This is a genomic window from Akkermansia sp. JRP_AM1, from assembly GCF_049262625.1.
Classification (GTDB): Bacteria; Verrucomicrobiota; Verrucomicrobiia; order Verrucomicrobiales; family Akkermansiaceae; genus Akkermansia; species Akkermansia massiliensis.
In genome coordinates this window covers 434,900-460,950 of the sequence record NZ_CP118234.1, presented here as the reverse complement: position 1 = coordinate 460,950, position 26,051 = coordinate 434,900, and the positions used below count along the sequence as shown (strand labels likewise).

Sequence of the window (26,051 nt, the reverse complement as noted above, 5' to 3'; positions counted from 1 at the left end):
TTCCGGAGAGAGGCGGCGCCATGCCTGCCTGCGGCTTTCCATAGCGTCAGGCATTGCTCGGGATGGACATTTCACCCGGGCGGAGAAGTTTTCCGGCAGCGGCTTCCCGGTTTTACAACATGGCCGGAAGGCGGCTTTGCGGGAACGGAATGCTGCGCTGCCACCGTTCCCATGCGGCGGCAGAGGGAGTGAATTCCTGACGTTTTCATTTTACCCTTGATCCTTGAAAGGGAAATGCTAGCGTGAATTACTGTAACAACTGCCCTGATGAAAATCTTTTTCGCAATTCCCGTTTTTTGCCTGTTTGCGGGCGTTTCCGCACCGGGTGACGAGGCGCCGGAGGAAAAGGCGGTTTCCGTCATTCTTCTGTCGGCTACAAGTAAAATCCCTTGGGAGCCCGGAATAAAAAAACCGGAAAGAACGTTCCAGGTCGTGCTGGGTTTTTCCAATCCCGGTCCCGGCAAAATCATAGGGAGCAGAAAGGAGGGCATCCGCCTGGAGATACGTGATTCCACCGGTGGAGGGAACGTTCCTTCCGATTATGTTGATTTCCTGCATGCCCGCGATCCCGAATTCAGGATGGAAACGGAAGATTGGGTTCCCGCTCCGGACGCCCGCTGGGTGAGTGTAAAGGGGAATATGCTGCTGGTGACAGCGGAGAAGGAGGTGACGTCCGAGGGCTGTCTTTTTTCCATGGACAAGGAAAAGGAAGAACGCCATGTTGTTCTGAAAGGCGGGAGCCTGATGGATGACGGCCGGCAGGGAGACGCGCAGGCTACTCTGAAAATAACAAGGTCGCTCAATAAGGATTCCGGAAAAATAAACCTGAACGTGGAGCTGGTTTCGTCACGCATGCTGGGTATTTGCGGAGTGACGCTCATGAAACCGGACAGTACTCCCGTGATGGGAAAAAATTGGAGCTGGGGCTATTCTTCCGGTTCCGGCGGTTCCCTCTCCTGGGAATGGGATTACAGGCTGGAACCGGAAGAAAAGGGGGAGATACAGGTCTTGGTGAATTACATGACTGAGCTGAAACGGATTGACGTGCCTGTCGACCTGAAATTCGGTTTGTCCGGAATGGTCCGGGAAACTTCACGGCAGCGGAAACCATGAAGGCGATACATTGTTTATGGTGCGGCATCGTCTTCTTCCTGCCGGGCTGGCACCCGTGCCGGGGAGCGGAAGAGGGGAAAATGGAGGAAAAAGTGGGAATCGTCTTTAGGGAAGCGGGGTTGAAGCGGGACACGGGGAATGACGGCGGGGAAGGGGTACTGCAATGGAAGTGCAGCGCCGTTCTTTTTATCCGCGAACCCTGGGGGTTTGGAGAGAGTAGCGTGGTGGAAAACCAGTCTTTGGGAAGGTGGGCAGCGGATGGCAGGGAGCTGGCCCCTGTGGAATTTCAAACGGCATGGCTGAATGAAAATAGTAGAAAAGGAGTGAGTTTCACGGTAATTGAAGGCACTGCGGCCAATCTGCCCCCTGCCGGCTGTGCCTGGATCCGGCTGAAGGGATGCCTGAGGGTCCCGGTGGCGCGCACGCTGGAAAGCCCTGTTTACGAATTGCCTTTAAGGCAGGGCGCCGCCGCCTTCATTCCGCTTCCTGGCATTGAGGAAGAGAACGGCGGGAATGTGAACGATGTGGTGGAACCGTGCGAGCTGCCGGTGGGGAACCTGTATGTGAAAAAATGCGAGCGGGTGACGGAGGATGGAAAAAAACAGCTCATGCTCAGCATTTGTCTGGACGCGAATAACGCGTTCCGTCCGGAAAAATTCCAGCTTCTTGACGAGAATGGGAAAGTGCTGGAGTACCAGTCCCTTGACAATTCGGAGATTGATGATGAGTCAACAACCTGGACGGCCGATTTTACGTTTTCCCCTCCGGAAAAAATGAATGCAGACAAATGCAGGGTCCGGCTGGTTTATAAAACTGCCCTGAAGTATGTTTCCGTTCCTGTAGATGCCAGGTTCGGCATAGGCGGGGAAATACGGGAGGAGGCGGAAAAGCGGGGAGGAAAGAAAGCAGGCTAGCGTTTTGCCGGAACCGGCGCTTCTTCCTTGGCGGCGGTCTCTTTTCATCTTGTGCCGTTCTGCGAACGTGTTATGCTGAAAAAGTACCCTTACCCCCTGCCTATGCTTCACTATTGCCTGCCCTGGCTGGCCGCGTTCTGCTGCGCGGCTGTTTCCGGCCCCGCTGCCGGAAAGGAAAGCCCTGAAGAACCTGCCGTAACCGTTTCCCTGGATGGTTGGAGAACGAACCTCCAGGAGGCCGGGCCGTTTTCAAAAGCCAGCCGGTCGTTTTCCATGGATTTGAAGGTCAGGGAAACGTCTTCTTCATGGAAGGTGGCTTATGGCGGGGAGTCCGGTTCCGAGCTGGCCCTGACGGATTCCGAAGGAAGTTCTCCTGCCAAAACGAATTGCCGTTACAGTGATTCCCGTTCCTACCAGCAGAGCAACATAGCCGGAACAATTTTTTTAAGTACGCCGTCCTGGCTGCCTTCGGAAAAAGCCAGGTGGGTGGAAGTCAAAGGGGAGGTTCCCTTGGTGATATATAGCAGCCCCGCCGTTTCGGAGAGCGTGACGCTCAAGATGACGGTCAAGGATTTCTCCGTTCCTCTGGTGCTCAAGAACGCCGGACTGGACGGCGGGGACGTGAAGGTCAAACTGAAAGGCCATTATGATGAGGGCGGAGACGACACGAAGGGGTATATGCTGAGGGTGGAAGTCCATTCTTCCACTCCGCTTGGCTTTCTGGATTTTGAACTGCATTCCCCGGATGGCGCTCCGCTGGTGACGGAAAATTACGGTTCCAGCTCCGGACGCTCCCTGAAGAGTTATGACTGGGGCCGGTACTTCCGGATGCAGGGGAAGAAGCAGGAGGAACTGAAGGTGGCCGTTCAATATGCGGAGGGATTAAGGAAAATCATGGTGCCCGTCCGTATCCGGTGCGGCCTGTCCGGCGCCGTGGAACAACAGGATACCCCGAACAAGGAGAACTAGGATGAACAGGCAGAGCATTATTGTTGCCCGGTTTTTGCTGTGCGCCGCTGCGGCTTTGGGAGCGGCGGCGTGGGGCGGCGGCAAGCCGGAGGAAAAAAATCCGGTGAAGGTCGTTTTTGTTTCCGTCGGCATGGAAAAAAACAGCATGTGGATTAACGGAGCGCCCCAGGAATCCCCTCTGCAGCTGAAGTTCGGAGTAAATTTCAGCGTCAAGTCCCCCTTGGGCTTTGGATCGCGATACAATGACGGTATCCAGTATCTGGAGGCGACCGATTCCACCGGCAGGAAGCTGGCCCCGGCAGAGTTTAGGATGGGCAGCATGTACCCGCGGAGTGAAGGCGGAATAGTACAGGCAACCGTCAATGGAGTTGCCGGAGAACTGCCTTCTCCGGACGCTTCCTGGGTACGGCTGAAAGGGGTGTTCCGCGTTCCCGTCTCCCGTTCCGTGGAGAGCCCTGTTTACGAATTTCCCCTGGCAGAAGAGGCGGAAGAGCATGTGCCGCTGCCGGGAGCCAATGACCGGGAGGAAGCGGGCGGCGGAGACATCGTCCTGTCTGAAAGCGTGCCTACAGGCAGGCTTTTCCTGAAAGAGTGCAGTACGTTTGAAAGGAACGGAAAAAAGATGAGGAAAATGATTCTGGGGCTGGGGGTGGAAAGCTCCTTCGACCTGGACCGTTTTGAAATTCTCAATGAGAAGGACGAAGTTCTGGAAACCGAATCCCGGGGCGGGGGAGCAGAATGAACTCCTCCTACCGTGAATGGACAAGGCGCCTGCAGTTTGAAGAGCCGGAGAATATGCAAAAACTCAGGTTCCGGATGATTTACAAGGTTCCTGTGGAGCCGGTCTCCGTCCCCGTGGACGTCAAGCTGGGCATGAGGGGGGAGATCAGGGAAAAGAAGAAGTAAGGCGGTCTTCGCTGCTTCCTGCTTCGGCGGCAGGAGGGCGCGGGGCAGGTCTCCTGCGGAGAATTTTCCGGGACTGGCCGCGTCAGAGCACCTTGGAGAAGAATTCCTTCAGCCTGGGGTTGGCGGGGTGGTCGATCACCTGGGCGGGAGGCCCTTCTTCCACAATTTTTCCCTTGTCCATGAACAGGACGCGGGAGGCCACCTCCCGCGCAAACCCTATTTCATGGGTGACCACCACCATGGTCAGCCCACCCTGCGCCAGGTCCTTCATCAGGGAGAGCACTTCCCCCACCATTTCCGGATCCAGGGCGGATGTGGGTTCGTCAAACAGGATCACGTCCGGATTCATGACCAGCGCGCGCACGATGGCGATGCGCTGCTTCTGTCCCCCGGAAAGCTGGAGGGGATAGGAGTTCCTCTTGTCGTACAGCCCGATGCGCCGGAGCAGGGTTTCCGCCTGGGCCACGGCCTCCTTCCTGGTGGAGCGTCCCGTTTTGACCGGGGCGATCGTGATGTTTTCCAGGATGGTCAGGTGCGGGAAAAGGTTGAAGTGCTGGAAGACCATGCCCACGTGCCGGCGGAACTGGTTGACGTCCGTGCGGGGGGAGGTGACCAGCTCCCCCTTGAAGAGGATTTCCCCGGAGGTGGGTTCCTCCAGCAGGTTCAGGCAGCGCAGGAAGGTGCTTTTCCCGGAGCCGGACGGCCCTACGATGAAGACCACTTCCCCCCGGTCAATCTGCGTGGTGACGTCATTGACCGCAGGCACGGAGTTGAATTCCTTCACCAGGCGGCTGATCTGGAACATGGGGGTGTTTCCGGGCTGTTCATTCATTGTTTTTCAGTCTCCTTTCCAGTTTGCCGAGCAGCCAGCTGAACAGCATGACCACGGAGAGGTAAATCAGGGCTACGGCCGTCAGGGGCATGAAGGCGGTGTAAGTCTGGCTCCGGATGATGTCGCCGCCCTTGGTCAGGTCCTGAAGGGCAATGTAGCCGGAGACGCTGGTCTCCTTCAGCAGCACGATGAATTCGTTCCCCAGCGCGGGCAGCACGTTTTTAAAGGCCTGGGGCAGGATGATGAAAATCATGGTCTGGGCGTATCCCAGGCCCAGGCTGCGGCCGGCTTCAAACTGCCCCTTGTCAATGGCCATGATGCCGCCGCGGATGATTTCCGCCACGTAGGCGCCGGAGTTGAAGCCGAAGGCCACCACGGCCACCAGCACCTTGCTGACGTCCACGGTACCGAAGATCACAAAGTAGATAATGAGCAGTTGCACGACCACGGGCGTGCCGCGGATCACCGTCAGGTACAGTTTGCAGAGGGCGTTCAGGAAGCGGAAATTGCCCGTCTTGTCATGCGTGGCGCGGATGACGGCTACCACAAAGCCCATCAGGATGCCCAGCAGGACGGAGAAAAAGGAGACCTCCACCGTGACCAGGAAGCCGTTGGCCAGGTATTTCCAGCGGCCTTCCTGCATGAAGTTGACGTCAAAGGAGTCCTTCAGGTCCAGCCACATGTTTTCCAGCCAGTTCCCCCCGGCGGCGTGTTTTCCGGCTCCCGCGGCGGACTTGACCTGCATGGCCGCGTACGCGGTCCTTATTTCCTCCAGCCTGCCGGAGGCTTTCAGGTCCGCAATGGCGCTGTTGATGTCCTGGAGAAGTTCCGGATTTCCCTTGCGGACGGCAATGGCATAGGATTCTGAAGTGAGGGGTTCCGGCAGGATTTCCAGCCGGTCATTGCCTGCCACGTACATTCTGGCCGGGTCCTGGTCAATTACGGCCGCATCCACCTTGCCCGCCGCCACGGCGGCTACGGCCAGCGCCCCGTTGGGGAAGCGTTCCGGCTGCTGGATGTTCCGGGTGACGTAGATGTCTCCCGTGGCTCCGTGCTGCACGCCGATTCTCCTGCCGCGGATGTCTTCCCGGCCCCGGATGGGGGAGCCTTTGGGGACGATGATGACCTGCGCGGCTTCCACGTAGGGGATGGAAAAGTCCACTTTTCCCCTGCGTTCCGGAGTGACCGTGATGCCGGAGGCGGCCACGTCCGCCTTTCCGGAGACCACCGCCGTAATCACGGAGTCAAAGCTCATGTCTTCAATGACCAGCTCCCTGCCGGTGCGCCGGGCCACCTCCCGCATGATTTCCGGGTCAATGCCCATGATGGCGTTCCCCTCCCGGAATTCGTAGGGCGGGAAGGTCGCTTCCGTCACCATCAGGATTCTGCCGTTTTCCGCCGCTCCCGCGCCGCAGCATAAGAGGAGCCAGCCCGTCAGCAGGACTCCGAGGTTTTTCAGGAAGGAAATGGAGGGCATGGAAGGTAGGAAAAAAACGGTGGAGGCTGAACCGCTGGGATATATGATTTACCCGCCCGGAACGCAATAAAAAACTGTTTCTTCCCGGCTCCGGCTTTTTCCGGCCCTGCGGCGGCTGTGCCGGGGAGCGTGGGGACGTTCCCACGGTGCGGGAATGGATTCAGCGGACCAGCCGCAGAAGGATCCGGCGCAGCCTGTAGGCGATTTTTTTCAGGAAGGTATGGCGGCTGAGTTCCGCGTAGGCCGCCGCGGCGTCATTCCGGCGCATGGCGGAAAGGAAGGCGTCGTCACGGGCGGGATGGGCTTCCAGCGCGTGGCGCCAGATGGAGCTGGCGTTCAATTTTTCAAGCGCCTGCGGCATGCCGTCCGCCTTCAGTTTTCCGGAGACGGCCAGGGTTGCCAGAAAGCTGCGCACGTTGTTCAGGAAGGCCCCCAGTTCGCTTTTTTTCCAGTCTTCCCGGTCCGTCAAGGTCAGCTTGAGGGAATGAAGGCGGAGCATGTCGTCAAAGAGGGAGAGGGACAGGTTCCCGGTCACCCCTCCGAATTTATAGATATACACCTCCTTTGCCAGCACGGCGATTCGTTCCGCCCTGGGGAATACCTGAAGGTTGAACAGCTGGTCTTCCGCGTACCTGAGCCCGCTGGGGGCGGGACGGCTGGACAGAAGGAATTCCCTTCTGTAAAGCTTGATGCACATTTTCCCGTAGGTGTAGAACAGGCCGTGCCTGTCCATGCCGAAGAAGCCGGAATGGTAGGAGGACAGGAATTCCTCCCTTTCCACCACCCGGCTGTGCGGGATATGGCCGTCCTTCCTGCGGAAGAGGCCGAAGCGGTCCAGATGGCGGACGTAGTCTCCGATGACGACGTCCGCCCGTTCCCGGACGGCCATTTGAGCCATGGCTTCCACGCTGTCCGGAAAAATGGCGTCGTCCCCGTCCACGAACATCACATACTCTCCCGCGGCCATGTCCATGCCGGCGTAGCGCGCGGCGTCCACCCCCGCGTTCTCCCGGGTGATGACCCGGATGTTCTGATGCCGCGCCGCATAGGCGTTCAGAATGTGCGCCGTGCGGTCCGTGGAACCGTCATTGACCAGGATGATTTCCAGCGGTGACCAGGTCTGGCGCAGCAGGCTGTCCAGGCAGGAGGAAACGCACGTTTCCAGGTTGTACACGGGAACGATGATGCTGACGAGGGGAGCCTCCGGAATGGTTTGAACAGGGTGGTGCATGGGCGCGGTCGTAAAGGCTCCGCCGCCATGAACAGGATGCCTGCCGGAACGGAAGCAGGGGACATGGCCCGGACCGGAGGAAACGATAGGGCATCCGGGCGCGTCAAACAATGCCGAAAAGCTGTTTTCTACATTATCGTATAGTTAGAGTCATTTGCTATTTTCTTCATATTCAATATATAATGATAAAGGGAAAGAAAAATCGTTTTTTGAGGGCCAAATATTAAACCGGATTACCAGTCCGCTGTCAATCGAAGATTCTGACAATATAAACTTTAAGGAGTTTCTGGATTTTTATCCCAACGGAAAAGCCGTTTTTCCTCCCCTGCCTAAGAGGCTGAATTTGCCAGCTTTTCCGGGCCTCTATTTTCAAACGGACTGGTAATCCGCTAATGTCCGGCCGCGCCCGTTTTTGCCTTGGCATGTGTTTCGATTTTATTCCCATTTCCTCATACACTGCATTGTTTAACTGGACCATTCTTTTTTTAATCCTTGGTGCGGTTTATCAGGCGGGAACGGGAGGAATCTTTTCCGCTTCCACCGCCAGGCTGGACAGCCTGGCCGGCTTTTTATTCGTCGTCGCCCTGATCATGTACATGGGCGCGCGTCCCGTCAGCGCAGAGTTTGGAGATACCATCAATTACGCCGCGGAATTCCAGACGCTTCAGCAGGGAGAGGCGGGCAACTGGAAAGCCCAGTTGACGGGCATGAAGGGGGAATGGCTGTTTGCCGTCATTCTGCATGCGTGGGCGCAGCACGGCAATGTGCACGATTATTTCCTGACCTGTTCCGCGGTATACGTGGGAGCGCTGGCCCTGGCCAGCTACAGGATTTTCGGAGCCCGGTGGTTCATTCCCTTCCTGATTACGTGCGCCATGTTCACCTTCTGGGTATACGGGGTCAACGGCGTCCGCAACGGCATGGCCGCCTCCGTGATGATTCTGGGCCTCACCTTCCGCAGCAACCTTAAAATGCTTCTCCTTTGCACCGTGCTCGCCGTCAGCCTGCACAAGTCCATGATGCTGCTGGCCGCCGCGGGAGCCTGCGCCTGGTTTATCACGGATACGCGGTATTACGTGGCGGCGTGGGTAGGGAGCATCCTGGCCGTCATTCTGGCCGGTCCCGCCATCGGGGAGATGATCGCCTCCTCCGGCTTTTTCGATGATCCGCGCCTGACCCTTTACATCAACCAGGCGGATGAATTGAAGGCTTCCTCCGCATTGTTCAGCAGCGTGGGTTTCCGCTGGGATTTCCTGATTTACAGCGCGCTCCCCATTGTGACGAGCTGTTACTTCCTGTTCCGGGAGGAATACCGGGACGTGATGTATACGTGGCTGCTGAACATCTACATTGCGGCCAATGCGTTCTGGATTCTCTGCATGTACGCGGCGTTCAGCAACAGGTTCGCCCAGCTTTCCTGGTTCCTGATGGGCTTTGTCTTCATCTATCCCTTTTTCAAGCAGAGGTTCTGGGCGGACCAGGAAAAGAAACTGGCCTGCTTTATCCCGGTGGTTTACGCCTTCACCTTTTACATGAATATTTACAACGCATGAAAAGGAAGCTCATCCGGGTTGCGGCGTCCCCTATCTCGCTGGACCTGCTGCTCAAGGGCCAGTTGAATTACCTGAACGGGTTTTTTGACGTTCTTGCCGTGGCTTCCCCGGAGCGGAGCATGCGCGCATCCGCCGCCGCGAAGGCGTGGAAACCGTGGAGCTGGAGATGGAACGGACCATTTCCCTGTGGAAGGATTTGAAAAGCCTGTGGCGCCTGTTCCTGCTGTTCCGCAGGGAACGCCCGTGGGGAGTGCATTCCGTGACCCCCAAGGCCGGACTGCTGAGCATGGCGGCGGCGGCTCTTGCCCGCGTTCCGGTCCGCGTCCATACCTTCACCGGCCTGATTTTTCCCTACCGGAAGGGGGCCTTCAAGTTCCTGCTCAAGCAGATGGACCGCCTGACCTGCCTGTTTGCCACCCACGTTATTCCGGAGGGGGAGGGCGTCCGGCAGCTCTTGATGGCGGAGAAGGTGACGGGCAAGCCTCTGGAAATCCTGGCCCACGGGAACGTCAACGGCGTTGATCCTGATTATTTCCGCCGTTCCGGCTGCCGGGAGGAAGTGAGGAAGCGTCTGGAACTGCCGGAAGATGCCGTGCTGTTTGTTTTTGTGGGGCGCATTACGGAAGACAAGGGCATCCGTGAGCTGCTTGCCGCGTTTTCCGCCCTGCGCGCAGAGACCGGGCGTCCTCCCGTTTTTCTGGCTCTGGTGGGATGGACGGAGGATTACGCCGGAGACAAGCTGGACGTGCCCGGCGTGTTCCGCCCCGGTTTTCAGGAGGATATCCGGTCCTGGCTGGAAGCCGCGGACGCGTTCGTGCTGCCCAGCTACCGGGAGGGATTTCCCAATTCGCTGCTGCAGGCGGGTGCCATGGAACTGCCCTCCATTGCCACGGATATATGCGGGTGCAATGAGATCGTGAAAGACGGCGTGAACGGCCTGCTGGTTCCGGCACGGGATGAAGAGGCTCTCCGGCAGGCCATGGCGGCCATGCGGGACGACCCGGAACGGCGCGGGAGGATGGGCGCGGAAGCGGCGGAACAGGTGAAAAGCCGTTTCAGCTGCCGGATGGTGTGGGAAGCATTGCTCCATTTTTACGGGAGGGCGTCGGCATGATTTACGGTAATTGCGTCAAGAGGGTGCTGGATTTTTCCGCCGCCCTGATTGTGCTGGCGGTGCTGCTGGTTCCGTTCCTGGCGCTGGCGGCGCTTCTGGCCGCCGCCAACCGCGGAACGCCGTTTTTCCGCCAGACGCGGCCCGGCCGCCACGGCAAGTTGTTCCGCATCGTCAAATTCAAGACGATGACGGATGAAAAGGATGACCGGGGAGAACTGCTGCCGGACGAACGGCGGCTGACGCGCGCGGGGCGGCTGGTGCGCTCCCTGTCCCTGGATGAACTGCCCCAGCTGTTCAATGTGCTGGCGGGGCAGATGAGCTTTATCGGTCCGCGCCCGCTGCTGCCGGAATACCTGCCCCTGTACAGTGCGGAGCAGGCGCGCCGCCATGACGTGAGGCCCGGCATTACGGGCTGGGCCCAGGTCAACGGGCGCAACTCCATCGGCTGGGACCGCAAATTTGAACTGGACGTCTGGTATGTGGACCATCTGAGCTTGTTGCTGGATGCGCGCATCATTCTGTTAACGCTGGCGAAGGTGGTCCAGCGCCAGGGCATCAGCGGTGAAGGCTGCGCCACCATGGAAAAATTCACGGGTTCCGGAAAATGAAGAAAAATATAGCAATCATCGGCGCCGGGGGATTCGGCAGGGAAACGGCCTGCTGCCTCCGCGCAATCAACGGGGAGTCCCCCTCCTGGAATTTGATAGGTTTCTTTGATGACGGGGTGGCCGCCGGAACGGAAAACGAGTACGGCCGCGTGCTGGGCACGGTGGAAGACCTGAATGCCTGGAAGGAGCCTCTTTCCGTTGTGATTGCGATTGCTTCGCCACGGGCTTTGGAACGCATTTCCGGCCTGTTGGATAATCCCCTGCTGGATTTTCCCAATATCATCGCCCCTGATGTGAAGTTTTATGACCGCGGCCGGGTGGCCATGGGGAAGGGGAATGTCATCAGCTTCGGCCACATCTTCAGCTGCCATGTGGACATGGGAGATTTCAACCTGTTCAGCTGCGGTTCCCTGATCGGCCATGACGTGACGCTGGGAAACTGGAACGTCGTGGCCAACGGCTGCAAGGTGTCCGGAGGCGTGACGCTGGGTAATGCCAATTTCCTGGGGGCCGCGTCCGTGGTGCTCCCGTGCCGCACGGTGAAGGAAAACGTCGTCCTGGGCGCCAATTCCACCCTGGTCCGGGATGCGCTGGTGGGAGGCACTTATGCGGGCTGTCCCGCCGTGCTGAAAAAGAAGCCGTCCCCTGCGCCGGAGAAGAAATCCACCGTCTGGCTGTCCCTGGCCTGCACGGGGGAGGCGGAGGAAAGGTTCGTGCATGAAGCCTTTGAATCAAAGTGGGTGACGACGGTGGGGCCGAACGTGGACGCTTTTGAACGGGAACTGGAGGAATACCTGGGGGAAACGCATGTGGTGGCCCTGGCGTCCGGCACTTCCGCCCTTCATTTGGGGCTGGTGATGCTGGGAGTGGGGCCGGGGGATGAAGTCCTCTGCCAGTCCATGACCTTTGCCGCTTCCGCCAATCCCATCATTTACCAGGGGGCTTCCCCGGTGTTTGTGGACAGTGAGGAAAAGACGTGGAACATGTCTCCGGAGATGCTGGAGGAAGCCATCCGGGACCGCATCAGGCAGACGGGCCGCACCCCCAAAGCCATCATTCCGGTGGACCTCTACGGCATGCCCGCCAGCATGGGGGAGATCATGGAGATTGCCGGGAAATACGGCATTCCCGTGCTGGAGGACGCCGCGGAAGCGCTGGGTTCCGAATACCGGGGGCGGAAGTGCGGGGTGTTCGGCACGTACGGGGCCTTTTCCTTTAACGGAAACAAGATCATCACCACCTCCGGCGGAGGCGCCCTGTGCTGCCCGGATGAGGAATCCCGGAACAGGGTCAAGTTTTACGCCACCCAGGCCAGGGACCAGGCGCCGCATTATGAACACACGCGCATAGGCTACAATTACCGCCTCAGCAACGTGTGCGCGGGCATAGGCCGCGGGCAGATGCTTTCCCTCCCCTCCTTCCTGGAAAAAAGGCGCGGCATCCATGAAGAATACCGCCGCCGGCTTTCCGGCGTGCCGGGGCTGTCCCTGCTGGAAAATCCGGATTCCCGCTACCATTCCAACCACTGGCTGACCTGCGTTCAGGTCAATCCGGAGGAGGCCCGGTTTGACCGGGAAACGCTGCGGCTGGCGCTCCAGAAGGCCGGGGTGGAAAGCCGCCCTCTCTGGAAGCCCATGCATTTGCAGCCCGTGTTCCGCTCCTGCCCGTTTTATGGCTCCGGCGTATCGGACCGCCTGTTTGAAGAGGGCCTGTGCCTGCCTTCGGGCGCTTCCCTGGCCGGGGAGGACATGGACCGCATCATTGACGTCTTGTTGAATCTTTAATGTTCGCTCTTATGACCGAGACTCATAGCCAGATTTCAAAATTCCTCTATTACGCCCGGCATTATCTGCTGAATGCCAGCGGGAAATTCATCTTCCTGCTGGATTTGGGGCTTTCCTCCCTGGTCACGCTGCTGGCCTGCTATTACGGGGAATGGATTTACAAGGGTGACTGGGTGGACAAGCACATGGGGGTAGCCCTCCTCTTCAATCTCGCTGTCACGGGCACCATGCTCTGGCGGTCCGGCGTTTACAAGACCCTGGTCCGGTTCACGACCATGAAGGACTTGCAGAAGCTGATGGCGGCCATCCTGCTGGCCAGCATGCTGCTGTGCCTCTTTAACATTCTTCTCTGGCCCGCGTATTACAAGGGGCATGTCGTTTGCGCCATTTTCAATTTCGTCATCACCTTCCTGGTCCTGATCGGGTGCCGCATGGCGTGCATCGGCGGAAGAAGATGGCTGGAACACCTCAATTCCAGCGAATCCGTTTCCTCTCTCACGACGACCGGGCGCAAGAGGATTGCGCTGGTGGGCAAGCTGGACGCCTGCCTCCTGAAAGCCTCCCTTATCAGAAGCCTGAAAAGTGAGGAATATGAAGTGGTGGGCATCCTGACTTCCGCTCCGGAGGCGGACGGCAAGGAAATCAAGGAGATTCCGATACGGTTGATCAAGGAGGCCGCGGAGGTGGAGACGGCCTTGAATGTGTTCCAGGCGTCGGGAGTCGTTTTTGTGGGGAAGGACGATTTGCTGGGAGATAAGAAGCTGGCGGACGTCTGCCTGGAAAAGGGGATTGAACTGATGATTTCCCACGACCTGTTCCAGTCGTTTCACGAATATTCCGGCGTGGCCGTGGATGAAGTGCAGATTGAAGACCTGATGGAGCGGGAGGAAATCAGCATCGACATGGAAAAAATCTCTGGCGGCATCAAGGGCAAGGTGGTGATGGTGACGGGCGCGGCCGGCTCCATAGGAAGCGAACTGGTCAGGCAGCTGTGCCGGTTTTCCCCGCGCCGGATCGTTCTGCTGGACCACGCGGAAACGCCGCTGTGGCTGGTGCGCCAGGAGGTGGAAAAATCATATCCCCACGTTCCCGTTGCCACTTCCATCACCAATGTCTGCCACCGCCGCCAGCTGGAGGAAAGCATGAAGCTGTACCGGCCGGATGTGATTTTCCATGCGGCCGCCTACAAGCATGTTCCGCTGATGGAGGAGAACCCGTGCACGGCCGTGGTCAATAACGTGAAGGGGGCCATGCATCTGGCCTCCCTGGCCGTCAAGTACGGGGTGCAGCGTTTCGTCATGGTCTCCACGGACAAGGCGGTGAACCCCACCAGCGTCATGGGCGCCACCAAGCGGCTGGCTGAAATGTACGTGCAGAGCCTGGGGGAAGCCCTGCTGAAAAAGAGCGGAAAAGGCGCCACCGTATTCATTACCACGAGGTTCGGCAATGTGCTGGGAAGCGCGGGCTCCGTTATTCCCCTGTTCAAGGAGCAGATCAGGAAGGGAGGGCCCGTTACGGTCACCCATCCTGAAATGATCCGCTATTTCATGACCATCCCGGAAGCCTGCCGCCTGATTCTGCAAGCGAACGCCATGGGGCAGGGCGGGGAGATTTTCGTCTTCGACATGGGGGAACAGGTCAGAATCGTGGAGCTGGCTAAAAAAATGATTCGCCTGGCAGGGCTCTCTCCGCTGAAGGATATCCGCATCGTCTTCACCGGACTGCGCCCCGGCGAAAAACTTTATGAAGAACTTCTGGCGGACTATGAACATACGCTGGAAACCTCCCACCAGCGCATCCGCATTTTCCAGACCCGGAAATATGACATGTCCGAGCTGAAGGAAGCCTTTGAAGAGCTGGTGCGGCATGCGGAAGCCCACCATCTGGAGGATACCATCCGCGCCATGAAGCAATTGATACCCGAATACAAGAGCAACAACTCTCCCTACGCTAAGTACGACTACCTGGACTTGAAGAAACCCCTTACCATCTAACCTCTGCTTAATCATCCAATGAAATACCTACATCTGTTCCGCCATCCCTCCCTGTGGAGCCGCCTGCTGGTGGCCGCCGCCCTGGCGTGCGCGCTTCCCGCCTGCGTCAAGCCTGAAGAAGTCAATTACGTCCAGAACCTGGTGCTGGACCAGAAAGCGTCCATCGGGAAGGAATATAAGATAGTCATCAAAAAGGATGACCGCCTGTTCATTTCCGTCAGCAGCAAGAATCCCACGCTCGCGCAGATGTTCAACAAGGACAGCGGCAGCGTTTCCAGCCCCAGGGATGACGAGCGCGGGTACTTCGTGAACACGGACGGCGACATCGTGTTCCCCGTTCTGGGGAGAATCAAGGCCGTGGGCAAAACCTGCACCCAGCTGGCGAACGACATTGAAAGTGAAATCATCAGGGAAGGGTACATCAAGGACCCCGCCGTCAGCGTGCGCCTGATGAACTTCAAATTCTCCGTGCTCGGGGAAGTGTCCAAGCCGGGCAATTATGAAATCAAGGGGGAACGCCTGACGCTGCTGGAAGCGCTGAGCAAGGCCGGAGACCTGAACATGGACGGCAACCGTGACATTTACGTTATCCGGGAATCACAGGGAGAGCGCATTGCGTCCAAGGTGGACCTGCGGAACAGCGACCTGTTCCATTCCCCCTACTACTACATCCAGCAGAATGACGTCATTTACGTCACTCCGTCGGACAGGAAGGTGAACACGCGTAGCGAACAGCTCCAGATTTATCCCTACCTGATTTCCGGCACCTCCATTGCCATGGTCATTCTGGCCTTCTGCATTTAATCCCATGAAAGACCTCTCCCCCAAGAAGGAATCCCTGGATGCCGGCGGCGCCGCGCCGGTATCCCTGCTTCCCAGCCCCAGGGCCATCATGGGCCGGATTGTCCGGAAATGGTACTGGTGCGTGCTTTCCCTTTGCATTTGCCTGCCCCTGGCCTATCTGTACGCGGCGCGGCAGCCCCAGGTGTACGGAAAGGCCACCACCATCCTCATCAAGGATGATTACCCCAGGGAATCCGTGGCCGCCACGGTGCTGGCCTCCACCAACGGAATAGTCAACACGGGCGCCACCAATCTGGACAATGAAATTTTCCTGCTTTCCTCCCATTCCCTGCTGAAAACGGTAGTCCGGAATTTGAAGCTGGACGTCACCTACTGGAAGAAGAACGGGTTCCGGAAGGTGGAAATTTATCAGGACTCCCCTATTGCGGCGCAGTTCACGCAGGAGGGAAAAACGGCTGACGCCCGGTTCCTGGTGATTCCCGTTTCCGGAACGGAATTCCGCCTGGAAAAGGATGAGAAGGATCATCACGGGCATGAGACGGGCGTCTTCGGCAAGGAAATCCGGTTTGACTCCCAGGCCTTCATCGTGGAGAAAACTCCCAAGTTTGACGAAAGCAGCCTGAACGTTCCCGTGATTGTCAGGAGAACTTCCGTGAAGAATGCGGCGATGGGGCTGGGAAGCGGCCTGACCGTCAGAAAGGCGAGCGGAAAGAATGATTTGATCAACATTTCCATGCGCTGCAATAATCCGGTGAAGGCGGAGGATATTCTGTACAGCATCGTCCATTTTTACAATGAGGCGTCCCTGGAGGAAAAGAACAAGCGCGGCACAAAGACGAACGAGTTCATCGGAGATCGCCTGGACGTCATCAGTGAGGAGATGAAGAAAAATGACCTCGCCATTGAAGATCTGAAAAAGGAGACGGACGTTCTGACGGACCTGTCCACGGCCCTCACGGAGGAATATGAGAACAGCCTCAATGACAAGAAGGATTTGAGAGAGCTGGAGCTTGAAATCAAGTCCATAGAATACCTGAAAGATTACCTGGAGCAGGAGGCCGAGCATGACGCCAGGCTGGTCCCCATCAATTCAAAGATAGCGGACATGGGCATCCGGGACCAGATCAGCGTTTTTAATGACACCCTGCTGAAAAGGACGAGCCTGAAGGTGAATGCCGGGGACAATAATCCGATTATCCGCGAATTGGAGGCCAATTTGAACTCCCTGAAGGATGCGTTGAAGCGTTCCGTGAATAACTACTATACGTCCCTGCTGGTCAAGAAGAAGAACGTGCAGGACCAGCATGAGCAGACGCGGGAGCATATCAGGAATGTTTCCAGCAGGGAAAGGGCCGTCAACCACATTGAACGCGAGCAGCGCGTCCGGGAATCCCTGTACGTTCTCCTGCTGAACAAGAGGGAGGAAAATTCCCTGGCCCTGGCCGCCACGGAAGACAACGCGCGGATGGTGGACGGCGTGCGGGGCGGCAACGGTCCGCTGGAGCCGAACGTTCCCAAGATTCTGATGGTGGGATTTCTGGCCGGGATGGCTATTCCCGTGTTCCTGTGCGTGGTCGCGGCCATGCTGGATTCCAGCGTGAAGCGCCGGAAGGAAATAGAAACCCTGACCTCCATTCCCGTGTACGGGGAACTGCCGCGCAAGCCGCGGAAGCTGAAGAACCAGGAAATCGTGGTGAATCTGGAAGAACCTTCCGAGCTGTCCGAATGCTTCCCCCTGCTGGCGGAACGCATGGTGGCCCTTTCCGACGGGAACGAGGGGAACCCCCTCAGCGTCCTGATTACGTCCACCTGTTCCGGGGAGGGGAAAACCTATCTTTCCGTGAACCTGGCCCTTTCCCTGGCCGTGGCCGGAAAGAAGGTGCTGCTGATGGATATGGATTTAAGAAAAGGGGCGCTCAGCGCCCTGCTGGGCGGAGCCGGAAAGCCGGGCCTGGGGGATCTGGAGCAGGCCGGGGAGGGCGGCTGGCGTTCCCTGGTGGAACAATCCCCCGTTTCCGACCACCTGGATTACCTGTTTGCGGGAACCGTGCCGGACCATCCCTCCCGGCTTTTGCTGCATGACCGCATCAGGAAGCTGATGGAGGAAGTAAAGGAGCAGTATGATTTCATCTTCATGGACTGCGTTCCCTACTCCTCCCTGGCGGATGCGCGCATCGTCGCCCGGCTGGCCGACGTTACGCTGTACGTCATGCGGGCCGGCTGCGTGAAGAAGCGTGATTTGGCCGGATTGCAGAAGATCTGGAAAAACGGAGAGCTGAAGCGCATGGGCATCGTCCTGTGCGACGTGGAGCCCCATGGCCGCTCTTCCCGCGGGTATGCCGTGTACAGAAGCCTGGACACCTCCTCCCCGTGCGCGGGAAAATAATTCGTTTCAGAAGCCCGTCTTATGCCGCGTTCCCGTCTGAAAGTCCTGTTCCTGGTGGAATCCCTGTCCGGGGGAGGGGCGGAGAAAGTTCTCTCCGGGCTGGTGCGCGGCCTGGACCGGGAGCGTTTTGACGTGACGGTGTGCACGGTGGTGGACTGCGGTCCGTACCGGGAGGAAGTAGGAAAATACGCGCATTACCGCACCATCGTGGGCGGCCGGGGCTGGCTCTACCGGCTCAAGTACGCTCTGGTGTACCGTTTTCTGCCTGCGGGCTGGATTTACAAGTGGTGCATTGCCGGGGATTACGATGTGGAGGCGGCTTTTACGGAAGGGTTTCCCACGCGCCTTCTTGCAGCCGCTCCGGAAGGGAAGGCCCGGAGGCTGGCGTGGGTCCATGTGGACCTGGAGGCCCGGCCCTGGACGCAGGGGCCGGTGTTCCGGTCGCTGGAGGAGGAAAGGAAGGCTTACGCCCGTTTTCAAACCGTGGCGCATGTGTCGCAAACCGTCAGGGAAGCGTTTGAACGGCGCTTTGGAGCGCATGCCGGGTCCGTCGTCCTGCACAATCCGGTGGACCGGGATGCCGTGCGTTCCGGAGCCTCCGCTGCGGAGGAAGTGCCAGAAAAAAGTGTTTCCGCTTTGTTTCCGTGGGGCGTCTGGAAGAACAGAAGGGCTTTGACCGGCTGATTGCCGCGCTGGCCCGCTTGAAGGAGCGCGGATGGCAGGCGGAACTGGTGATTCTGGGGGAAGGAAGCCGGAGGCGGGAGCTGGAAAGCCAGGCCGCCGCTCTGGGAGTGGCGGACTCCGTGCTGATGCCCGGCTTCCGGGAGAATCCCTACCCGTGGATGGCCACTGCCGATGTATTCGTATGCAGCTCCCGCAGCGAGGGAATGAGCACCGTGGTCACGGAGGCGCTGGCGCTGGGCCTGCCTGTTCTGGCCGTGGAGTGTTCCGGCGTGCGGGAACAGCTTGGCATGGGAAGGTTCGGGCGCATTGTGGAAAATCATGATGGGGCGCTGGCCGGCGGCATGGAGGATTTCCTTTCCGGCAGGGAATCCTGTGAAGATTGGAGGGAAAGGGCGGCCCGGGGCGGGGATGAGGTTGCTTATGAAAGCGCCGTGCGGAAGGTGGAGCATTTGCTGGAGGAAATGAAATGAAGAAGGTGGCGTTTTTTGTCAACAGCCTGTCCGGCGGCGGTGCGGAAAAAATTTGCAAACCCTGCTGAACCGCTGGAACGGAAACCGGTGGCAGGTGGTCGTTTATTCCATCAGGAAGGAGGACATCCCGTCCGGCTACCCCCGGAATGTGTCCGTCCGTTTCCTGTTTGACGCCCTCCGGGAGGAGGACGGCCCCTGGGCGCGCCTGCTCGTCAAAATCCGGAACGGTCTGAAATTGCTGGTTTACAGGCATTTCCCTTCTTCCGTTTTCTACCGCTTGTTCATTCGCGGAACCTATGACGTGGAGGCCGCCTTCATTGAAGGCTACGCCACGCGGATAGCCGCCGGCTCCCCCCATGCCGGAAGCCGGAAACTGGCCTGGGTCCACATTGACCTGGCCGCCAACCACTGGACGCTGCCGGCCTACCGGAACGCGGAAGAGGAAAAGGCCGTTTACCGCCGTTTTGACACGGTGGCCTGCGTCTCCCGGAATGTCCGGGACTCCCTGCTGGCCCTGGCTGGTCCGTTGCAGGATGCGCGGGTGGTTTACAACCCCGTGGACGTTCCGCGCGTCCGGGAAAAGGCGGGGAAATCCGTTCCGGAACGTCCGGAAGGGGCCGTCCTGTTCTGCGCTTCCGGCCGTCTCGTGCGCCAGAAGGGATTTGACCGGCTGGTGACGGCGTGCCGCTATCTGGCTCAGGAGGGCTTCTCCTTCCATCTCTGGATTCTGGGGGAGGGGCCTGAAAGGAAGACGCTGGAACGCATGATTGCGGAGGGGAACTTGCAGGGCAGGATATCCCTGCTGGGGCAACTGGAAAATCCGTATCCCTACGTGAAGGCGGCGGACTGGCTGGTCTGTTCCTCCCGCAGCGAGGGGTATTCCACCGTGATTTCCGAGAGCCTGATTCTCGGCACGCCCGTGGCGGCCACGTTGTGTTCCGGAGTCCGGGAGCAGCTTGGGGACGGGGAATTCGGGTTGATTGCGGAAAACCACCTGTTGGGGCTTTACCGCGCCCTGGAAGATATTCTGACGGGAAAGGCGGACCGCCGGGACTATTGCGGGCGGGCGCTCCGCGGGGGAGCCGGTTTGACCTGGATGGGCAGATGAATGCCGTGAAAGAACTTTTTGAAGAAACGCGCTGAACCGCCATGCCCTCCGTATCCGTCATTATTCCCGTGTTCAACGCCGCGCGTTTCCTTGAAAAATGCGTGGGGTCCGTGCTGGACCAGACCTTCACGGATTTTGACGTCTGCCTGGTGGATGACGGCTCCACGGACGGGAGCGGCCCGCTGTGCGACAGGCTGGCTTCCGGGGACGAGCGCGTCCGGGTCATCCATCTGGACAGGAACATGGGGGTTTCCGCCGCCAGGAACCGCGGCATGAAGGAAACGGACGGCCGCTGGCTGTGTTTCATTGACGGGGATGACTGGGTGACCCCCTCCTACCTTCAGGAACTGGTCTCCGCCGTGGAGGACGGCGCCTGCGACCTGGTGGTGGAAGGGCTGTGCTCCGTCCGCGCCGGGAAAAAGGATGAAGTGACGGTGCCGCAGCCCATGGAGCTGGACGCCAGGCCCGGAGAGGAGGAAGCCTGGGTACGGCTGTTCCGTTCCTTCCTGCTTTTTGGCCCGGTGGTGAAATTGTACCGCCGCACCCTGCTGTCCCGGCATTCCATACGCTTTCCGGAGGACGTTTCCTATGGAGAGGACCTGATGTTCAACATGGCGTACCTGAAATACATCAGGCGTTTGAGAACGGTGGACAAGGCCGGATACTTCTATCGCCGGGCGGAGGAAGGCACCCTGTCCACGCGTTTTGTCCCGGAAAAATTCATCTGGATTGTCAGGCAGTTCCGCCTGGAGCGGAAGTACTTCCATACCAGGGGGCTGGAAGGGGCGTCAATCGAGGAATACCTGGCCTTCCGCTGGTGGGGGCTGGTGTACAACGCCCTGTTTGAAATCTACCGTTTCAGGGACCGGTACGGCCTGGCGGAGCGCATGAAGGCGGTGAGAACCATTGTGGGAACGCCGGAAAACAACCTGCTGCGCGCTTATCCCGGGGTGTTCCACTGTCCCGGGTGGATGAGCATGTGTTTATTCAACCGCTGGCCCTTCTGCCTGTTCCTGCTGATGGAAGGCGCGCGCGCCGGAAAAAATAAATCGAATGGGCATGCATAAGATTCTTTTATATCCCCATGGAGGCAGCGGCAATCACGGCTGCGAGGCGATTGTCAGGTCCACGATGCTGCTGCTCCGTCCCGGACAGGGTGTTCTATTCTCCTCCGCGTGCGGGGAAGACAGGCGTTATGGGCTGGAACAAGTGGTGAGGGTGCTGCCGGAACAGCGGCCCATCCGGAGGTGCTCCTCCGGGTATGCGGGCGCGTGGCTGCGGCGGCGCGTGCTGGGCGTCCGTGACGCCTTTGACCGGCTCGCGTTCGGCGGCATCGTGAAGGAGGGTGCGGACCTGGCCCTGTGCAGCGGCGGGGACAATTACTGCTACGGGGAGCCCGTGCATATTTATTTGCAGAACGACCTGCTGCGCCGCGCCGGCGTGCCCGCCGTCCTGTGGGGGTGTTCCCTGGAACGGAAGGATATGAAGGGGCGGATGCTGGAGGACCTCCGGGCCTTTGACCTGATTGTGGCGAGGGAATCCCTGACCTGCGACGCCCTGTTGGAATGCGGGTGCCTCCGCACGGTGCTGTACCCGGACCCGGCGTTTGCCCTTCCGGTGAAGGAGGGGCCTTTGCCGGAGGGCTGGAAGGAAGGGAACATGGTCGGCATCAACGTCAGCCCCCTGATTATCGGCCATGAGGGAAGGGCCGGGGCCGTGATGGAAAACTATGTGCGGCTGGTGGAATACCTGCTGGAAGCTACGGATATGAATGTGGCCCTCATTCCCCATGTGGTGTGGCCCGGCAACGATGACCGGAAGCCGCTGGGCGCGTTGCGGGAGCGTTTCCGGCACACGGGGCGCGTCGTTATGGTTGGGGACGCCCCCTGTGAGGAATTGAAGGGCTGCATTTCCCGGTGCCGTTTCCTGGTGGCCGCCCGTACCCACGCCTCCATTGCCGCCTATTCCACGGGCGTTCCCACGCTGGTGGCGGGATATTCCGTGAAGGCCAGGGGGATTGCCCGCGATTTGTTCGGGACGGAAGACGGCCACGTGCTGCCCGTGCAGGCGATGGATGACCCTGGCGAGTTGAGGAAGGCGTTTATCCGGATGATGGAAAGGGAGGACGGCCTGAAGGCCGCCTATGCGGAAAAAATCCCCGCGTATCGGGAACGCCTGGCGCGTTTGCCGGAAGAACTTTCAACCCTGTTGAAGCGGTCATGATTGCGTACGTTTCCATCTTGTCCGTCCTGCTCCTGCTGGTTCTGGCCGTGGTTTGCGTGGATGCCTGGCGATTCCTGGGGACTCTGGCGGGGCGTTTCCATATCGGGCGCTGGCAGGACCGGCGCGCGTGGCAGGAGGCCCTGGCCCGGACGGCCGCGGCATGGACGCGGCGCATGCCGGCCGTTCCCAAAAGGGACCAGGGCAGGCGCATCCTGTGGGAGATGGCGCGGGGAACCTACGCGGACGCCGCCATTCAGGGGTGGCAGGCGGCTGGGTTGTTCCTGGGTCTGCACGTCTATGCCGCGGACAGGAAGGATGAGGCGTTGAAGGAAAGGCTGCGCCACAGTCTGGAGGAACATGAACTGGTTAGGAATTGCCTGGCCGTTCCGGAGCCGGAACGGTGGGAGGCGGACCGGCTGCTGCTGGATTATGCCGTGCTGGAGGCCGGATGCCGCGGGGCGGACCAGGTGGCGGAGGCTTCCGCCGCATTGCTGGAATCCCTGCGGACGGGGGCGGGAACGCTGGCCTACAGGCGCAGGCAGCCCGGCGTGCGTTACGTGGATGCGATCGGGCTGGCCTGCCCGCTGGCGGCCGCCTGCGCGGCACGTACGGGAAAAGGGGAATACTGGAACCTGGCGGTGAAGCAGGTGGAGGAATATGATATGGCCCTGCTGCCGGGTTCTTCCTTCCCCGCCCATGGCTTTGAAATGGAGCGCGGCTACCCGCTGGGGCTGTATGACTGGTCCCGGGGCCTGGGCTGGTACGCGCTGGGATTGTGTGAGCTTTACCGCCTGATGGCTCGGCACGGGAGGCCGGAGGCGGCTGGAATGGCCCGGCGCATTCTGGCGCTGGCGGAGGAACTGCTGCCCCTGCAAAAGAAAAACGGCGGCTTCGGCTGGATGGTCGCCAGGCCGGAATCCGTGTTTGAATCTTCCGGAACGGCCCTGCTGGGCCTTCTGCTGCTGGCCGCCTACCGTATTTCCGGAGAGGAGCGTTTTCTGAAAGCCGCCTTCCGTGCGGAAAAGGCGCTGATGGGGGTGACGCGCCGCAACGGCGTGCTGGACATGTGCCAGGGGGATACCAAGGGCATCGGCATGTATTCCGACGTGTGGAGCCTGATGCCGTTCGCCCAGGGAATGGCCCTGCGGCTGAGCGTGGAACTCAACGGGGAGGAGGGTAAGGCGTGAGAACGCTGAACTCCGGCAAGAACTTTCTGGTGACCATCAGCCTGATGGTCACGATGACCCTGCTGGGCTTTGTGACGCGCAAGCTGTTCGTCAATGAGATAGGGGTGGAGTACCTGGGCCTCAACGGCCTGCTGACCAACATCCTGGCCGCTGTCACGCTGCTGGAGTCCGGCTTTGGAACCAGCGTGGTTTTTCACCTCTACAAGCCTCTGGCGGAGAACGACCGGCCGCGGATTCTGGCCCTGCTGCAATTTTACCGCAAGGTGTACCGCATCATTGCCGCCGCCGTGCTCATCCTGTGCCTGTGCCTGTATCCGTTCCTTGGCTGTTTCATCAAGGACGAGGGGCATCTGGACTACCTGGCGCTGGTTTATTTCATCTTTGTCTTCAACTCCATCCTGCCGTACCTGACGGCGTACAAGAATTCCCTCATCAACGCGGACCAGAAAAATTACAGGCTGGGCGCCATTAACTTCATCTATCAGGTGGGGCTGAACCTGTCCAAGCTGGCCATCCTGTACTGGACGGGCAACTACGTCCTGTACCTGGTGGTGGAATCCCTGTTCCTGGCGGGGTTCAACGTGGCGATGGTGCGCAAGGTGGATGCCCTGTACCCCTACGTCAGGAGCAGGGTCTCCCATGCCCTGGACGCCGTGACGAAAAGCCAGATCGTCGTCAACGTCAAGGCCCTGTTCCTGCACAGCGTGGGCGGCTACTTCATGCATTCCACCAGCAACATCGTCATTTCCAGCTTCGTGGGGCTGGCGGCGGTGGGCTTCTATTCCAACTACATGCTGGTGGTGGGAACCATTTCCACCTTCATCATGCAGGTGATCAACAGCATGGCGGAAAGCGTGGGCAACCTGATCGCCAGTGAGGACAGAGGGCATGTGTACGAGATTTTCAAGAGGGTTTTCCTGATTAACTTTCTGATTTCAGGGGTGTCCTCCATCGTTCTGCTGAACACGCTGAATCCCTTCATCGTCTGGTGGCTGGGGCCTGAATACATGCTCTCCGGGGCCTGCTCGTTCGTCATCATCCTGAACTTCTTCGTGGTGGGCATGAGGCGTTCCGCCATGGTGTTCAAGACCAAGGCGGGCATCTTTCACCAGGACCGGTACTCCCCGCTTCTCCAGGGCGTGCTCAACGTCGCGCTTTCCGTCACGCTGGTGCAGTGGTGGGGGATTACGGGCGTGCTGCTGGCCGCGACGCTCAGCCTTCTTTCCATCGGCGTCTGGCAATTCCCCCGGCTGGTGTACAGGCATGTATTCCACCAGCCCCTGAGGCGGTACTTCATCACGTACGGATGGTACCTGCTGCTGGCGGCGGCGGGATATGCGCTGACGTATCCCCTCTGCGCCCGTTCCTATTTTTCCTCCCCCTGGCGGACCTGTTCATGTGGGGCATTATTTCCGTAGTCATTCCGCTGGGGCTGGACGTACTCGTGCTGTTCAGGACGTCCCCCTTCCGCGGGCTGATGGGCCACATGCGCACGCTGGCATGCAGATGAAACGTATATTCATAGCCATTCAATACATGGAGCTGGGGGGCGCGGAACGCGCTCTGCTGGGGCTGCTGGATGCGCTGGACGCCTCCCGCTTCCGCGTGGACCTGTTCGTTTACCGCCATTCCGGAGAGCTGATGCCGCTGATTCCGGATAAAGTGAACCTTCTGCCGGAACTTCCCTCCTACCGTGCGCTGTCCCGTCCGGTAAAGGACATCCTGAAGGAAGGGAGGCTGGGCATTGCCGCCGCGCGCCTGTGGGCCAAGCGGCGTTCCGCCCGTTTTGGAAAACGGCTGGAAGGCCGTGAAAACTACGCCGTCTTTGACGATGCCGCCGCCGCCGTCTCCCCGTTTCTTCCTTCCCTGAAAAAGCTGGGCGTGTATGACTTGGCCATCAGCTTCCTGACGCCCCACCGCATCGTCCGGGACAAGGTGCTGGCCCGCAGGAAAATAGCCTGGATTCATACGGACTACTCCTCCATCGGAATCAATGTGGAGCGTGAATTGCCGGTGTGGCGCAGCTATGACCGCATCATCTCCATTTCCCCGCAGGCAGGGAGGGGCTTCCTGTCCCGCTTTCCGGAACTGGAGGATAAGCTGGTGGAGATGCAGAACATCGTTTCCCCGGAAGCGGTGAGGGAACAGGCCGCTCTGGAAGACGTTTCCGCCGTGATGGAGGGGGCCCCGTCCCTGTGCACCGTGGGAAGGTTCTCCCATGCCAAAGGGATGGACCGCGCCGTCAGGCTGGCCGCGCGCCTGGTGGCAATGGGGATGGAAAAACTGCGCTGGTACCTCATCGGCTACGGGGATGAAATGTCCCTGCGCCGTGAAATTGCCGCCTGCGGCATGCGGGAACACGTGGTCATTCTGGGTAAAAAGGCCAATCCCTACCCGTACATGGCCGCCTGCGGGCTGTATGTGCAGCCGTCCCGGTATGAGGGAAGGGCCGTGGCGGTGAGGGAGGCGCAGATATTGGGACGGCCCGTAGCCATTACAAACTTTCCGACCTCCGCCGGGCATCTGGAAGACGGCGTGGACGGAATCATCATCCCGAATGACGAGGAAGGTGCCGCGCTGGCCCTGTTCCGGCTGCTGAAGGATGACGCGCGCCTGGAAAGCCTGTCTGCGGAATGCCGGAGGCGTGACTACGGCAACCGTAATGAAATCCTGAAACTGGAGGCATTGATCTGA

General features: G+C 59.3%; 24 protein-coding genes and 2 pseudogenes. 22 read left to right on the top strand and 4 right to left on the bottom strand.

Features of this window, described 5'->3' with window-relative positions:
• Positions 1-267 precede the first annotated feature (267 nt).
• From PVA48_RS02125 to PVA48_RS02105, 5 genes are all read left to right on the top strand, one after another.
• The gene (locus PVA48_RS02125) at positions 268-1,113 is read left to right on the top strand and encodes a hypothetical protein (RefSeq protein ID WP_102728913.1); all 846 of its coding nucleotides are present in this window, start codon (positions 268-270) and stop codon (positions 1,111-1,113) included.
• Positions 1,110-2,027 carry a hypothetical protein gene (locus PVA48_RS02120; protein ID WP_102722367.1) on the top strand — a complete coding sequence of 306 codons (918 nt, stop codon included), beginning with the start codon at positions 1,110-1,112 and terminating at the stop codon, positions 2,025-2,027. The genes PVA48_RS02125 and PVA48_RS02120 overlap by 4 nt, the downstream gene beginning before the upstream one ends.
• Before the next feature lie 102 nt (positions 2,028-2,129).
• Positions 2,130-2,996 (top strand): hypothetical protein, encoded by an 867-nt coding sequence (locus PVA48_RS02115; protein WP_102728912.1) that lies wholly within the window; start codon positions 2,130-2,132, stop codon positions 2,994-2,996.
• Position 2,997: 1 nt separating this feature from the next.
• A complete protein-coding gene (locus PVA48_RS02110; protein ID WP_423232171.1) occupies positions 2,998-3,738 on the top strand; it encodes a hypothetical protein in 741 nt (246 codons plus the stop codon).
• Entirely contained in the window at positions 3,735-3,902 is a 168-nt protein-coding gene (locus PVA48_RS02105) for a hypothetical protein (protein WP_423232170.1), read from the top strand. Before PVA48_RS02110 ends, PVA48_RS02105 begins: the two co-directional genes overlap by 4 nt.
• A gap of 82 nt (positions 3,903-3,984) precedes the next feature.
• On the opposite strand, the gene PVA48_RS02100 is transcribed toward PVA48_RS02105, so the two are convergent.
• The 4 genes and pseudogenes from PVA48_RS02100 to PVA48_RS02085 form a co-directional block, all read right to left on the bottom strand.
• Positions 3,985-4,734: an amino acid ABC transporter ATP-binding protein gene (locus tag PVA48_RS02100; RefSeq protein WP_022396195.1), complete on the bottom strand. Its 750-nt coding sequence runs from the start codon at positions 4,732-4,734 to the stop codon at positions 3,985-3,987.
• Entirely contained in the window at positions 4,727-5,416 is a 690-nt protein-coding gene (locus PVA48_RS02095; RefSeq protein WP_343123150.1) for an amino acid ABC transporter permease, read from the bottom strand. The genes PVA48_RS02100 and PVA48_RS02095 overlap by 8 nt, the downstream gene beginning before the upstream one ends.
• Before the next feature lie 81 nt (positions 5,417-5,497).
• Positions 5,498-6,112, bottom strand: a pseudogene (locus tag PVA48_RS02090) (transporter substrate-binding domain-containing protein); the annotation flags it as partial.
• Between the two features lie 259 nt (positions 6,113-6,371).
• The gene (locus PVA48_RS02085) at positions 6,372-7,442 is read right to left on the bottom strand and encodes a glycosyltransferase family 2 protein (protein WP_146021175.1); all 1,071 of its coding nucleotides are present in this window, start codon (positions 7,440-7,442) and stop codon (positions 6,372-6,374) included.
• A 461-nt stretch (positions 7,443-7,903) separates the two neighbouring features.
• On the opposite strand from PVA48_RS02085, the gene PVA48_RS02080 reads away from it, so the two are divergent.
• The 17 genes and pseudogenes from PVA48_RS02080 to PVA48_RS02000 all read left to right on the top strand — a co-directional run bounded on the left by PVA48_RS02080 (position 7,904) and on the right by PVA48_RS02000 (position 26,051).
• Entirely contained in the window at positions 7,904-8,995 is a 1,092-nt protein-coding gene (locus PVA48_RS02080; RefSeq protein ID WP_180975248.1) for an EpsG family protein, read from the top strand.
• Positions 8,992-9,195 (top strand): hypothetical protein, encoded by a 204-nt coding sequence (locus PVA48_RS02075; RefSeq protein ID WP_423232169.1) that lies wholly within the window; start codon positions 8,992-8,994, stop codon positions 9,193-9,195. Before PVA48_RS02080 ends, PVA48_RS02075 begins: the two co-directional genes overlap by 4 nt.
• Entirely contained in the window at positions 9,162-10,109 is a 948-nt protein-coding gene (locus tag PVA48_RS02070) for a glycosyltransferase family 4 protein (RefSeq protein WP_423232168.1), read from the top strand. The genes PVA48_RS02075 and PVA48_RS02070 overlap by 34 nt, the downstream gene beginning before the upstream one ends.
• Positions 10,109-10,717 (top strand): sugar transferase, encoded by a 609-nt coding sequence (locus tag PVA48_RS02065; RefSeq protein WP_102728947.1) that lies wholly within the window; start codon positions 10,109-10,111, stop codon positions 10,715-10,717. Before PVA48_RS02070 ends, PVA48_RS02065 begins: the two co-directional genes overlap by 1 nt.
• Positions 10,714-10,944: pseudogene (locus PVA48_RS02060) on the top strand (serine acetyltransferase); the annotation flags it as partial. The gene PVA48_RS02065 and the pseudogene PVA48_RS02060, both read left to right, overlap by 4 nt.
• 399 nt (positions 10,945-11,343) lie before the next feature.
• On the top strand, positions 11,344-12,501 hold the full coding sequence (locus PVA48_RS02055; protein WP_343132764.1) for a DegT/DnrJ/EryC1/StrS family aminotransferase: 1,158 nt from the start codon (positions 11,344-11,346) through the stop codon (positions 12,499-12,501).
• Between the two features lie 11 nt (positions 12,502-12,512).
• Positions 12,513-14,495 carry a UDP-N-acetylglucosamine 4,6-dehydratase family protein gene (locus tag PVA48_RS02050; protein ID WP_423232167.1) on the top strand — a complete coding sequence of 661 codons (1,983 nt, stop codon included), beginning with the start codon at positions 12,513-12,515 and terminating at the stop codon, positions 14,493-14,495.
• Positions 14,496-14,513: 18 nt separating this feature from the next.
• Positions 14,514-15,299, top strand: a complete 786-nt coding sequence (locus tag PVA48_RS02045) for a polysaccharide biosynthesis/export family protein (RefSeq protein ID WP_022396187.1) — start codon at positions 14,514-14,516, stop codon at positions 15,297-15,299.
• Positions 15,300-15,303: 4 nt separating this feature from the next.
• Positions 15,304-17,685 (top strand): GumC family protein, encoded by a 2,382-nt coding sequence (locus PVA48_RS02040; protein ID WP_102728908.1) that lies wholly within the window; start codon positions 15,304-15,306, stop codon positions 17,683-17,685.
• Between the two features lie 21 nt (positions 17,686-17,706).
• Entirely contained in the window at positions 17,707-18,369 is a 663-nt protein-coding gene (locus PVA48_RS02035; protein WP_423232166.1) for a glycosyltransferase, read from the top strand.
• Positions 18,330-18,839, top strand: coding sequence for a glycosyltransferase (locus tag PVA48_RS02030; RefSeq protein ID WP_423232165.1), 510 nt, complete (start codon positions 18,330-18,332; stop codon positions 18,837-18,839). Before PVA48_RS02035 ends, PVA48_RS02030 begins: the two co-directional genes overlap by 40 nt.
• A 52-nt stretch (positions 18,840-18,891) precedes the next feature.
• Positions 18,892-19,947, top strand: coding sequence for a glycosyltransferase (locus tag PVA48_RS02025; RefSeq protein WP_423232164.1), 1,056 nt, complete (start codon positions 18,892-18,894; stop codon positions 19,945-19,947).
• 41 nt (positions 19,948-19,988) lie between these two features.
• Entirely contained in the window at positions 19,989-21,014 is a 1,026-nt protein-coding gene (locus tag PVA48_RS02020; protein WP_022396183.1) for a glycosyltransferase family 2 protein, read from the top strand.
• Positions 21,007-22,170 carry a polysaccharide pyruvyl transferase family protein gene (locus PVA48_RS02015; RefSeq protein ID WP_180975246.1) on the top strand — a complete coding sequence of 388 codons (1,164 nt, stop codon included), beginning with the start codon at positions 21,007-21,009 and terminating at the stop codon, positions 22,168-22,170. Before PVA48_RS02020 ends, PVA48_RS02015 begins: the two co-directional genes overlap by 8 nt.
• Positions 22,167-23,357, top strand: a complete 1,191-nt coding sequence (locus tag PVA48_RS02010) for a glycoside hydrolase family 88 protein (protein WP_102728904.1) — start codon at positions 22,167-22,169, stop codon at positions 23,355-23,357. The genes PVA48_RS02015 and PVA48_RS02010 overlap by 4 nt, the downstream gene beginning before the upstream one ends.
• Positions 23,354-24,775 carry a lipopolysaccharide biosynthesis protein gene (locus PVA48_RS02005; protein ID WP_423232163.1) on the top strand — a complete coding sequence of 474 codons (1,422 nt, stop codon included), beginning with the start codon at positions 23,354-23,356 and terminating at the stop codon, positions 24,773-24,775. Before PVA48_RS02010 ends, PVA48_RS02005 begins: the two co-directional genes overlap by 4 nt.
• Positions 24,776-24,863: 88 nt before the next feature.
• Entirely contained in the window at positions 24,864-26,051 is a 1,188-nt protein-coding gene (locus PVA48_RS02000) for a glycosyltransferase (RefSeq protein ID WP_215451197.1), read from the top strand.